Source organism: Escherichia sp. WS1451, from assembly GCF_046487365.1.
Classification (GTDB): Bacteria; Pseudomonadota; Gammaproteobacteria; order Enterobacterales; family Enterobacteriaceae; genus Escherichia; species Escherichia coli.
In genome coordinates, this window is sequence record NZ_JBJQJP010000008.1 from 1 (window position 1) to 12119 (window position 12119).

Consider the following 12119-nt stretch of genomic DNA (forward strand, 5'->3'; position numbering starts at 1 on the left):
TGCATGACCAGCCAGGTAATGATTTACAGCGGCAAGTTTTACTTCAAATGAATGTTTCATAAACTGCACCTTCAGATGTCAGATTATGTCCAACATTTGGGGTGCAGTTCATAGCGCGTCTTATCAGGCCTACAAACCGGCTCTTTAACGCGTAGGGCGGATAATGCGTTTACGCCGCATCCGCCAATAGTGCCAGATGCGACGCTCATTCAACTACAATCCCAGCGCCGTCCCCACCAACAACCAGATATTCAGCGCCACGACCAGCACTACAATCACCCAGCCTGTCTGTTTTACGCGTTTGCTGTTCACCAGATCGCCCATCAACTTGCTGTCACTGGTGAAAATCAGCAGTGGAACCAGCGCCAGGGCGATACCAAAACTTAACAGCACCTGACTCATAACCAGAATCCGTGTCGGATCTAATCCCATCAGAATGACAATAAATGACGGCAACATGGTAACAGTGCGACGCACCCACAGCGGGATATGAAAACGAATGAAGCCCTGCATCACTACCTGCCCCGCCAGTGTCCCCACCACCGTCGACGAAAGCCCCGCAGCCACCAGACTTAAACCAAAAACCGTTGCCGCAGCATGGCTTAACAACGGTTGCAGCGTCAGATAAGCCTCATCAAGATCGGCAACGCCAGTATGACCGGAAAAGTGGAACGCCGCCGCAGCTGTAGCCATCATCGCCAGATTGACAAAACCGGCAATCGTCATGGCGATAGCCACATCCCATTTGGTGGCGGAATAACGTTGTTGACGCGAACCACCATGTAAATGCTGAGTCAGCGAAGAGTGCAAATAAATCACGTGCGGCATAATCGTCGCCCCCAACACACCTGCCGCCAGGAAGACTGCCTCCGAGGTGGGTAAACTCGGGATTACCATTCCTTTACCCAGTTGCGCCAGGTTAGGCTGGGAGAAAATCAACTCGACAATGTAAGCCGCAGCAACAAACAGCAGTAACCCGCCAATCACTTTCTCCAGCGGTTTTTGCCCTCGACGTTGCAGCATTAAAATCAGGAAAGTCGCGATCCCCGTCAGCACCGCGCCCTGCAACAGCGAAACACCCAGAATGAGTTTAAAACCGATCGCCGCACCAATAAATTCTGCCAGGTCGGTTGCCATCGCAATGATTTCTGCCTGAACCCAATAGAACCACACTACGGGACGCGGATAGTGATCGCGAATCTGCTCCGCCAGGTTTTTACCGGTGGCAATCCCCAGTTTGGCAGACAGTATCTGAATCAGCATCGCCATCAGGTTGGCCCAAACGACAACCCACAGTAGCTGATAGCCGAAGCTGGCCCCGGCCTGAATATTGGTCGCAAAGTTACCAGGATCGATATAACCAATCGCCGCAATGAACGCAGGTCCCATTAATGCGAGCCTCATCTTGCGCGCCGCCCGTCCGCTGCTACTCTCAACGCGATAGTTAGTCATCTTGTGCCTCTAAAACATAGCCTTTGCTATGTTTCATGCTATGTCAAACGAGAATGATTATCAAATTCATTTAAATGGGTTGTGGTGATTTCTTTGATAGACCAGAATTATGACGACGAAAAGATTGATGACTTGAATGTTGTGATTATGTTTAATGTTAGCACATTTACATAACTTTCAGCTTCCATACACAACATAGCAGAAATGTATGACAGCTCACTATTTTTGAAGCTTGTCACAGGACGTCATTATAGTGTGTGTCAGATCTCGTTTTCCTTAACCATGTTACATAGAATGTGCACGGAAATTTAACCTGCCTCATATTTGGAGCAAATATGGACCGCGTCCTTCATTTTGTACTGGCACTTGCCGTTGTTGCGATTCTCGCACTGCTGGTAAGCAGCGACCGCAAAAAAATTCGTATCCGTTATGTTATTCAACTGCTTGTTATCGAAGTGTTACTGGCGTGGTTCTTCCTGAACTCCGACGTTGGTTTAGGCTTCGTGAAAGGCTTCTCCGAAATGTTCGAAAAACTGCTCGGATTTGCCAACGAAGGGACTAACTTCGTCTTTGGTAGCATGAATGATCAAGGCCTGGCATTCTTCTTCCTGAAAGTGCTGTGCCCAATCGTCTTTATCTCTGCACTGATCGGTATTCTCCAGCACATTCGCGTGTTGCCGGTGATTATCCGCGCAATTGGTTTCCTGCTCTCCAAAGTCAACGGCATGGGCAAACTGGAATCCTTTAACGCCGTCAGCTCTCTGATTCTGGGTCAGTCTGAAAACTTTATTGCCTATAAAGATATCCTCGGCAAAATCTCCCGCAATCGTATGTACACCATGGCAGCTACGGCGATGTCCACCGTGTCGATGTCCATCGTTGGTGCATACATGACCATGCTGGAGCCGAAATACGTCGTTGCAGCGCTGGTACTGAACATGTTCAGCACCTTTATCGTGCTGTCGCTGATCAACCCTTACCGTGTTGATGCCAGTGAAGAAAATATTCAGATGTCCAACCTGCACGAAGGTCAGAGCTTCTTCGAAATGCTGGGTGAATACATTCTGGCAGGTTTCAAAGTTGCCATTATCGTTGCCGCAATGCTGATTGGCTTTATCGCCCTGATCGCCGCGCTGAACGCACTGTTTGCTACCGTGACTGGCTGGTTTGGCTACAGCATCTCCTTCCAGGGCATCCTGGGCTACATCTTCTATCCGATTGCATGGGTGATGGGTGTTCCTTCCAGTGAAGCACTGCAAGTGGGCAGTATCATGGCGACCAAACTGGTTTCTAACGAGTTCGTTGCGATGATGGATCTGCAGAAAATTGCTTCCACGCTCTCTCCGCGTGCTGAAGGCATCATCTCTGTGTTCCTGGTTTCCTTCGCTAACTTCTCTTCAATCGGAATTATCGCGGGTGCGGTTAAAGGCCTGAATGAAGAACAAGGTAACGTGGTTTCTCGCTTCGGTCTGAAACTGGTTTACGGCTCTACCCTGGTGAGTGTGCTGTCTGCGTCAATCGCAGCACTGGTGCTGTAAAACCATACATAAAAAAGCCGGGGATAATTCCCCGGTTTTTTTACGCCTGTTAATCAGCTAATGGCTGCGGGCGACCAATCAAATACCCTTGCAGATATTGCACCCCGAGCTTATGCAATAGCGCCTGCTGCTGTTGCGTCTCGACAAACTCCGCGACCACACTCAATGACTTCGCTTTCGCCAGATCGGTAATTGATCTCACAATCATCGCATCCAGCGTATTCGTGACGATATCTTTCACAAAGACACCATCAATTTTGATGATATCAGCCTGCAAACGCTTTAACCGTTCGTAGTTGGCATAGCCGGTGCCAAAGTCATCAATCGCAATCCGGAAACCAAACTTATGCAGTTGCTCGATGTTGTACATGCTGCTTTCTGCGTTAGAAAACGCCTGCTCCTCGGTGATCTCAAGAATGACCGCCTGCGGGGAGATGTGATAACGCTTAAACAGACGAATAATCCGCCCGGCGATATTTTTTTGCAGCAGCGTGAGCGGCATTAAATTGACTGAAAAGCGCGGACCTTTTTTGTCGCAAGGGTGTGTTGCCAGCCACTTCAACAAGGATTCCAGCACTTGCAAATCAAAACGCGCGCTAAGGTTAAACTGAGCAATAAGGGGCAGAAACTTATCCGGGGTCATAATGCCGCCGTCATATTTCAGTCGCGCGAGGATCTCATCATAACCTTCACCCTCTTTGTTGCGAATTGGCTGGGCGTAGAGCAGCAAATCGCCCTGATCTAATGCAGTACGAATGGTATTCAGCAATAGCACCTGTTTAGTGGTCTGCCCGGAAACCATCTCCTCTCTGCTATCCAGCGCCAGCACATGATGATGAGCGCAGGATTGTTCCGCCAGCCAGCTTAACTGCCCCAACAAGGGTTGCAGGGTTTCCTGATTTCCATCAAAACGCCCCCAGGCAGCACCATAGCCCATATCCAGCCCGGTATTGTTCCAGTGAATTTGCCGACTATTCAGGATGTTAACCATATGCTGGAGTCGCCCTTCCGTTTCCGGCCCGCTCAGCACTATCAGCAGTTCACTACCCGGCAATTGATACAACTTTTCGTTTTCCTGCATCAACGGCAGCAGCGTACGGTAAATTGAGCGGATACAGTGAACGCGCATCATTAAGCCGTAATGACGACTCATAAACTCAAGATTATCAATGCGCAGGCAGCAAAAACTCTTGCCCGCCTCTTGCTCCGGCGCTTGCTCCAACGCACGAAAGTTGGGTAGAAGCGTTAACGGATCGGTCAGCGCCTGCAAATGCCAGCGGCGGTTAAGCCATTCACTACGATGATAAATACGCACCATATAGAGCAGGCAAACACTAAAGGAAATCAGTACTGCGAGAATAAATGCCAGCGAATATTCGGTTAGTACCCCTTGCAAAAAGTTCTGGTTGTAATTCAGAAGGCAAAGCGTTGAAACAGCCCAGGTGAGATTTAAAAACGGATAGCGAAGCTTACCGACACCGAGGGTAAAGATGATAAAGAAAACAGGTACCAGGTAACCGGCAATAAAGTCATTTTCATACGGTGTGCACATCAGAAGTAGCAGCACGCTAAGAGCTGCCAGCCAGCTTAAGGTAAATGCGCGTTTCTCTTTGCTCAACGACGGAGCGATATCCCTACGCCACAATATCTGTGCAAAGTGGGGACTTACAATCATGCGGGTGAGATAGTAAAAAAGCATGTTGTAAATCAGCACTGCGGTGAAAAGGCTTAGCAAATCAACGACCGTGAAAATGGCATCCGCATCGCCGAAAAAGGTAGATATCTTTAGCGGAAAATCAAAGAAATTTCCCACAAGATACATGCTGCATTTGATGCCAATCGGCGCCACCAAACCAAGCCAGAACAGACGTTGCCAGACATATCGGCTGGTCAATCCATAACGCCAACGCGTCCCCAGCTGCCAGCGTAATATTGCGCAGGCACACAACACAACAAACGTCTGGCTGCCGAGCATGACCGCGGTCTGTAAAAAAGAGAGATGAAAGTTCCACAGATTGGTGCAAAACATCCCGCATAAAACGGGAACGACACCGCGCCAGCCAAAGATAAACAAGATTGACAGCATTACGCACAGTGGCATCCACGCCAGAAAGATATAATTGGAATGGATAACAGCAAGTGGCGAAATTAAACGGGATAGCTGAATAAGTACCACGGTGAGCGTAAACGCTAGTGTGAATATCTTGATATTTTTTATCAGGTTATGCTCCACAAACATGAGTAAACTACTCTCACTGATCGGGGTTTTCAGGCACACAAATAATAAGTTTATTCGCATCGCGAAGCAAACAGGGGCCAGCCTGTTGCCGATTTTTCATCCAATGATGCTTTCACCAGGCGGCGCTAACCCGGACGTAGACTGTATTACAAAAGCGGCAAAAAGCAGAGACAAAAAACCCCCGCTTTACAGCGAGGGTTTGAAATTTGGTGGAGCTAAGCGGGATCGAACCGCTGACCTCTTGCATGCCATGCAAGCGCTCTCCCAGCTGAGCTATAGCCCCACGAGGCGTTTACGTACCAATTTTGTTGGGTGCAAAATTTGGTGGAGCTAAGCGGGATCGAACCGCTGACCTCTTGCATGCCATGCAAGCGCTCTCCCAGCTGAGCTATAGCCCCGTCACGTAAAGCTTGTCGAGTTGACGGGCGGCATCATATGAATTCCGCCCGAATGTGTCAACGGCAAATTGCAACGTGTAGTTTCAATCGCTGAAAAATCAGGCAAATGAACAATTTTGGAAAACCGCTCGCATTCAGTAGTTATTCATGTCACGGTTTCCTGTAAAGTGGTGTTATAAAATGAACTACTAATAGACCCACATACATTCAGGGAATTGTTATGTTCAAGGAGAGGATGACACCAGATGAACTTGCCAGACTGACCGGCTATAGCCGCCAGACCATTAATAAATGGGTACGCAAGGAAGGCTGGACAACGTCACCAAAACCTGGCGTCCAGGGTGGCAAAGCCCGACTGGTTCACGTCAATGAACAGGTTCGTGAATATATTCGCAATGCTGAACGTCCAGAAGGTCAGGGAGAAGCGCCTGCCCTGTCTGGTGATGCGCCGCTTGAAGTGTTGCTGGTGACACTGGCGAAAGAGATGACGCCAGTTGAACAAAAACAGTTTACATCCTTGCTTCTGCGGGAAGGGATTATCGGATTGTTAAAACGCTTAGGGATTCGCGATAGCAAATAATATGAAAAGATTACGCAATAAAATGACCACCGAAGAACTGGCTGAATGCCTCGGTGTGGCTAAACAAACTGTTAACCGTTGGATCAGAGAAAAAGGCTGGAAAACGGAAAAATTTCCTGGCGTGAAAGGCGGTCGTGCCAGACTTATTCTGGTCGATTCGCAGGTTTGCGAGTTTATTCAGAACACGCCTGCGTTCCATAACACACCAATGTTGATGGAAGCTGAAGAGAGAATTGCTGAATACGCTCCTGGAGCACGCGCCCCGGCGTATCGACAAATCATCAACGCGATAGACAATATGACTGACATTGAGCAGGAAAAAGTCGCGCAATTTTTGTCACGTGAAGGAATTCGCAATTTCCTCGCCCGTCTCGATATTGACGAATCAGCATAAATAAAAAAACGGCAGGATATTATCTCCTGCCGTTTATCTTTTTATACGCTAATTACTGCTGATTTTCGCGTTCAGCAATAAAAGCCAGCGCTTTGTTGATACGCTCGATACTGCGGGTCTTACCGATTGCGTGAACGGTAATATCCAGCGCCGGAGACTGCCCCGCACCGGTTACGGCGACACGCAGCGGCATACCAACTTTACCCATACCCACTTCCAGCTCATCCGCCGTCGCCTGAATAGCGTGATGAACGTTTTCAGCGGTCCAGTCAGTAATCGCGGCCAGTTTGTCACGAACCACTTCCAGCGGCTGACGCGCTACCGGACGCAGATGTTTTTTCGCGGCGTCGGCATCGAACTCAGCAAAATCTTCGTAGAAATAGCGGCAGCTCTGTGCCATCTCTTTCAGCGTCTTGCAGCGTTCACCCAGTAGTTTCACCAGATCAGCCAGCTGCGGGCCGTTACGGGTATCGATATTTTCCTGCTCAATGTGCCACTGTAAGTGAGTAGCAACATACTCCGGCGGCAGCGCGTTAATGTAGTGATGGTTCAGCCACAGCAGCTTGTCGGTGTTGAACGCACTGGCAGATTTGCTGACGGCATTCAGAGTGAAGTATTTGATCATCTCTTCACGAGTGAAGATTTCCTGATCGCCGTGGGACCAGCCCAGACGCACCAGATAGTTCAGCAGTGCTTCTGGCAGATAACCGTCATCACGATACTGCATTACGCTGACCGCCCCGTGACGTTTGGACAGTTTTTTACCGTCATCGCCGTTGATCATAGAAACGTGCGCGTAAACCGGTACCGGCGCTTTCAGGGCTTTAAGAATGTTGATCTGGCGCGGCGTGTTGTTGATATGGTCTTCGCCACGGATAACATGGGTGATTTCCATATCCCAGTCATCAACCACCACACAGAAGTTATAGGTTGGGGAACCATCGGTACGACGGATAATCAGATCATCCAGCTCCTGGTTGCTGAACTCAATCGGGCCACGGATCTGATCGTCAAAAACAACAGAACCTTCCTGCGGGTTAGCAAAACGTACAACGCACGGTTCATCATCAGCATGATGCTCATGGCTGTGGCGGCAGCGACCGTCATAACGCGGCTTCTCACCTTTCGCCATTTGCTCTTCGCGCAGCGCTTCCAGGCGCTCTTTAGAGCAATAACATTTATAAGCTGTGCCCTCTTCCAGCATCTGATCGATCACCGCGTTGTAGCGATCAAAACGTTTGGTCTGGTAGTACGGACCTTCATCCCACTCCAGGCTCAGCCAGTTCATGCCATCCATAATGGCTTCGATAGCTTCCGGCGTGGAACGCTCAAGATCGGTGTCTTCAATACGCAGCACGAACTCACCGCCGTGGTTACGTGCAAAAAGCCAGGAGTAAAGAGCAGTACGCGCGCCGCCAACGTGCAGATAGCCTGTTGGGCTTGGCGCGAAGCGAGTTTTGATTTTCATGAAATGGCCTTACGTTTAGAAAGATGCCGACAACCGGCAAATCCTGGAAAAATTGAGTGGGCGATATTCTATCACTCCCGCCTGATTCCTCAATGTAGTTCGGGTTGCAACCTTACGCATTATTGTTTTCGTTGACAAATTGCGCAACACGGTCTGTTTTGCGATCATCTTGCTTAAATTTACGACGAACGAACAATTTCTTTAGAAAATGCGTTGACTCATTTTGAACTCTCCCTATAATGCGACTCCACACAGCGGGGGTGATTAGCTCAGCTGGGAGAGCACCTCCCTTACAAGGAGGGGGTCGGCGGTTCGATCCCGTCATCACCCACCAACTACTTTATGTAGTCTCCGCCGTGTAGCAAGAAATTGAGAAGTGGGTGATTAGCTCAGCTGGGAGAGCACCTCCCTTACAAGGAGGGGGTCGGCGGTTCGATCCCGTCATCACCCACCACTTCGGGTCGTTAGCTCAGTTGGTAGAGCAGTTGACTTTTAATCAATTGGTCGCAGGTTCGAATCCTGCACGACCCACCAATGTAAAAAAGCGCCCTAAAGGCGCTTTTTTGCTATCTGCAATTTGCGAAATTGCCTGATGCGCTTCGCTTATCAGACCAACTATGTCCGGCAGTTCCCGTGCCTCTCATCTACTGCGCCAACGCCGCCAGCAGTTTAACCAGCGCGGGCGTCACCTGCTGCGTTTCATAAACAATATATAAGTCTGCCGGGATGCGTTCTTTGAGCGGACGGAATATGACACCTGGCCAGTTCATCTGCGCGTAGCTGTCCGCTATCAATGTGATACCAATACCCATACTGACCATGGCGAGTACCGTTTGCGGTTCATTAACTTCGCGAATAACAACCGGTGAAAATCCCACCTGCTGGCAAACTCGCTGCAAAAAATCCCAGTCAGTGTACACGGGCGGCATTGTAACGAAATACTCGTCACGTAGCGCTTCCAGCGGGACGGTGGAAAATGATGAGAGATGATGCTCTTCAGGCATCGCCACCAGAAACGCCGATTCATGCAACCGTAAGCTGGTAAAACCAGTCGGTGGTTCTGTCGCCATTCGCCAGATCCCGGCATCAAGTTCGCGGCGTTCCAGCAAGGCCATTTGCATCGCGGGCATCTTTTCGCGAAACAGAACTTCAACGTTAGGATTTTCTCTAAGGAATCGCCGCATAACCGGGCGCATCCGTCCCCACATTGCCGTTCCCACAACCCCGAGTTCAATCCGCCCTGCTTCTCCCCGACCTATTTGTTCAACCCGAGCCAATACATTATTTGCATTCACCAGCAATCGACGCGATTCTTCCATCAAGATTTTGCCCGCGTGTGTCAGTACGACGCTGCGCGAATGGCGAATAAAAAGCTGCGTGCCGAGTTGATTTTCCAGCTCTTTAATATGAATACTGAGCGGAGGCTGAGACATATTTAAACGCGCTGCTGCGCGACCAAAATGCAACTCTTCCGCTACGGCAAGAAAATAACGGAGCAACTTAAGATCTGTTCTATATACGCGTTCCATAATTAAGTGCTCCATATAAAAAATATATCGTATTAAATTATCATGGCATAAAGTATTTCACCACCAGATATCCGACATACATAAACACGATGGATAATATACCCGGCAATACATTTGGAACAGGAATAGGTAATCGCACGATTGTAAACAAAGCACCAATGCCAAAACCAACGCCAGAAGAAAATAAAATATCTTTCACTAATTAACCTTTATCATAAAAGCAGCCCCAAGGAACAGAGCTGCGAATCCTTTTAATGTGTAACTGAACGATGCGTTATCTTTTCAGGGTCATGGTTATATTTAAACCCAAAGAAAAATATCACTGCGAGGAAAAGAGCATACCCTGCAAACATCAGCCAAATGGTATGCCAATCTTTTACGCCATCCACCGAGAAGTAATCCACTGCCATACCGCTCAGAATCGAGCCAACCCATGCGCCGACGCCATTTACCATCGTCATAAAAAGGCCCTGGGCGCTGGCACGAATGCTGGAATCAACTTCCTGTTCGACAAAGACCGAACCAGAAATATTGAAGAAATCGAATGCACAACCGTAAACAATCATCGACAGCAGCAACAAAATAAACCCGGTTGGTGATGGGTCGCCGTAGGCAAAGAAGCCAAAGCGCAGCGTCCACGCCACCATACTCATCAGCATGACGGTTTTAATACCGAAACGCTTCAAAAAGAACGGTATCGTCAGAATGAAACCGACTTCAGCCATCTGTGAAACTGACAGTAAAATGGACGGGTATTTCACCACGAAGCTATCAGCAAACTCAGGATTACGGGCAAAATCATGCAGGAACGGGTTGCCAAAAACGTTGGTAATTTGCAGCACCGCGCCCAGCATCATGGCGAAGAGGAAAAAGATAGCCATGCGTGGATTTTTAAACAGCACGAAGGCATCCAGGCCCAGCTTGCTGGCAAGCGATGTAGTCGCTTTTTTCTCCGCAACCGGAATCTTCGGCAAAGTCAGCGCATAAGCCGACAGCAGCAATGACGCACCGGACGCGATATACAGTTGCAGACTACTCAATTCCAGATGCAGCAGGCTTACTGCCCACATGGCGACAATGAACCCCACCGTACCAAAAACGCGAATGGGCGGGAAAGCGGTCACCGGGTCAAGCCCTGCCTGGGCAAGACAGGAATAAGAGACGCTGTTCGATAACGCAATAGTCGGCATAAACGCCATCGCATTGACTAACATCACCCAAAACATCATATCCGGATCAGTTACGGATGCCGCATAAAAAAGTACGCCCGCACACACCAGGTGACACAGCATGTATGCACGTTCTGCACGCAGCCATTTGTCTGCGATGATCCCCATTATACCCGGCATAATAATCGCGGCGATCCCTTTGGAACTGTAAACCATGCCAACATTAGCGCCGGTGAAATGAAGGGTATTAATCATGTAAGAACCGAGGGTAACCAGCCAGCTCCCCCAGATAAAATATTGCAAAAAGGACATTACCTTTAAGCGCAAAGCGATGCTCATAATCGTTTCCTTGTCGCATCATATGGCCTCACTCAGTGAGGCCGTTTATTGTTGTTTTACTCAGGCAATTTTGCGCAGAAAGCCGCAAATAAGATTAATAAAGTTTTGCTTTGAGAGTTCCGCTGCTGCCAGCGTTTGGGCATGAGAAAGCTTCACGTCACTCAGACCTTCCGCCATGTTGGTAATCGCAGAGACCGCAACGACTTTAAGTTCGCAATGGCGAGCTGAAATAACCTCAGGCACCACAGACATACCAACAACATCCCCACCAATAATTTGCATCATGCGAATTTCCGCCGCAGTCTCGAAATTCGGCCCCGGATATGAGACGAACACGCCCTCCGTCAGAGGGAACCCCTCTTCTTTCGCCACTTTTTGTAACAGTGCGCGGTATTCCGCATCGTAGGCATTCGCCAGCGAGAAGAAGCGCTCACCAAAACGTTCATCATTAAGACCCACCATCGGCGTTCCCGGCATGGTGTTGATGTGATCTTTCAATGCGACCAGACTGCCCGCCCCCACTTCAGGACGCAGTGAGCCAGCCGCATTGGTGCAGAACAGCAACTCGCAGCCCAGCAACTTAAAGGTACGGATTGCATCCGTCATGATGGTCATCCCACGACCTTCGTAGAAATGTCCGCGACCTTTCATGCACGCCACTGGCACCCCCTGGAGATAACCCAGCACCAGCTCACCCGCATGACCGTGTACGGTACTTACCGGGAACCCAGGCAGCTTTTCGTAGGAAATTGCGACCGCGTTCTCAATCTGATCGGCCAGCGCGCCCAGCCCGGAACCTAAAATAAAGGCCACTCGTGGCGTGAAATCAGGTTTATAAGTCTTGATAATATCTACGCAATACAGTGGGTTATGAGAAAACTGAGCCTGATACATATATATCCTTTTTTTGTAGGGTGGAATCTAACGCCTTTTTATAACGAGATTGCCCTAACTCATACCAATACACTTTTTTCATGTATCCGATAGTTATTCGATATCAATATATTTATATT

10 protein-coding genes and 5 tRNA genes are annotated in these 12119 nt (G+C 49.0%); 6 read left to right on the forward strand and 9 right to left on the reverse strand.

Annotated elements, in window-relative coordinates:
- Positions 1 to 213 precede the first annotated feature (213 nt).
- Positions 214 to 1452, reverse strand: coding sequence for an Nramp family divalent metal transporter (locus ACJHX7_RS12055; protein ID WP_000186369.1), 1239 nt, complete (start codon positions 1450 to 1452; stop codon positions 214 to 216).
- A 335-nt stretch (positions 1453 to 1787) separates the two neighbouring features.
- On the opposite strand from ACJHX7_RS12055, the gene nupC reads away from it, so the two are divergent.
- Positions 1788 to 2990, forward strand: a complete 1203-nt coding sequence (nupC, locus tag ACJHX7_RS12060; protein WP_000376337.1) for a nucleoside permease NupC — start codon at positions 1788 to 1790, stop codon at positions 2988 to 2990.
- Positions 2991 to 3039: 49 nt separating this feature from the next.
- Here the strand turns inward: nupC and ACJHX7_RS12065 are convergent, their stop codons facing one another.
- From ACJHX7_RS12065 to ACJHX7_RS12075, 3 genes are all read right to left on the reverse strand, one after another.
- Complete coding sequence (locus ACJHX7_RS12065; protein ID WP_094030577.1) at positions 3040 to 5229, reverse strand: sensor domain-containing phosphodiesterase; 2190 nt, start codon at positions 5227 to 5229, stop codon at positions 3040 to 3042.
- 207 nt (positions 5230 to 5436) lie between these two features.
- Positions 5437 to 5512, reverse strand: a tRNA-Ala gene (locus ACJHX7_RS12070).
- A gap of 39 nt (positions 5513 to 5551) precedes the next feature.
- A tRNA-Ala gene (locus tag ACJHX7_RS12075) sits at positions 5552 to 5627 on the reverse strand.
- 220 nt (positions 5628 to 5847) lie between these two features.
- On the opposite strand from ACJHX7_RS12075, the gene ACJHX7_RS12080 reads away from it, so the two are divergent.
- Both ACJHX7_RS12080 and ACJHX7_RS12085 read left to right on the forward strand, forming a co-directional pair.
- Entirely contained in the window at positions 5848 to 6207 is a 360-nt protein-coding gene (locus tag ACJHX7_RS12080) for a YfeC-like transcriptional regulator (protein ID WP_122988723.1), read from the forward strand.
- Position 6208: 1 nt separating this feature from the next.
- Entirely contained in the window at positions 6209 to 6601 is a 393-nt protein-coding gene (locus tag ACJHX7_RS12085; protein ID WP_094030578.1) for a MerR family transcriptional regulator, read from the forward strand.
- 52 nt (positions 6602 to 6653) lie between these two features.
- On the opposite strand, the gene gltX is transcribed toward ACJHX7_RS12085, so the two are convergent.
- Entirely contained in the window at positions 6654 to 8069 is a 1416-nt protein-coding gene (gene gltX, locus ACJHX7_RS12090; protein WP_094030579.1) for a glutamate--tRNA ligase, read from the reverse strand.
- Positions 8070 to 8327: 258 nt separating this feature from the next.
- On the opposite strand from gltX, the gene ACJHX7_RS12095 reads away from it, so the two are divergent.
- The 3 genes from ACJHX7_RS12095 to ACJHX7_RS12105 all read left to right on the forward strand — a co-directional run bounded on the left by ACJHX7_RS12095 (position 8328) and on the right by ACJHX7_RS12105 (position 8603).
- Positions 8328 to 8403: transfer RNA gene (locus ACJHX7_RS12095), tRNA-Val, on the forward strand.
- A 44-nt stretch (positions 8404 to 8447) separates the two neighbouring features.
- A tRNA-Val gene (locus ACJHX7_RS12100) sits at positions 8448 to 8523 on the forward strand.
- A 4-nt stretch (positions 8524 to 8527) separates the two neighbouring features.
- Positions 8528 to 8603, forward strand: a tRNA-Lys gene (locus tag ACJHX7_RS12105).
- Between the two features lie 110 nt (positions 8604 to 8713).
- On the opposite strand, the gene xapR is transcribed toward ACJHX7_RS12105, so the two are convergent.
- The 4 genes from xapR to xapA are packed head-to-tail and all read right to left on the reverse strand — an operon-like array spanning position 8714 to position 12000.
- Entirely contained in the window at positions 8714 to 9598 is an 885-nt protein-coding gene (gene xapR / locus ACJHX7_RS12110) for a DNA-binding transcriptional regulator XapR (RefSeq protein WP_000442954.1), read from the reverse strand.
- Between the two features lie 40 nt (positions 9599 to 9638).
- Positions 9639 to 9797 carry a DUF1427 family protein gene (locus tag ACJHX7_RS12115; protein WP_000651752.1) on the reverse strand — a complete coding sequence of 53 codons (159 nt, stop codon included), beginning with the start codon at positions 9795 to 9797 and terminating at the stop codon, positions 9639 to 9641.
- Between the two features lie 52 nt (positions 9798 to 9849).
- Positions 9850 to 11106 carry a xanthosine/proton symporter XapB gene (gene xapB, locus ACJHX7_RS12120; RefSeq protein WP_000020390.1) on the reverse strand — a complete coding sequence of 419 codons (1257 nt, stop codon included), beginning with the start codon at positions 11104 to 11106 and terminating at the stop codon, positions 9850 to 9852.
- Positions 11107 to 11166: 60 nt separating this feature from the next.
- Entirely contained in the window at positions 11167 to 12000 is an 834-nt protein-coding gene (gene xapA, locus ACJHX7_RS12125) for a xanthosine phosphorylase (RefSeq protein WP_000283878.1), read from the reverse strand.
- Between the last annotated feature and the right edge of the window lie 119 nt (positions 12001 to 12119).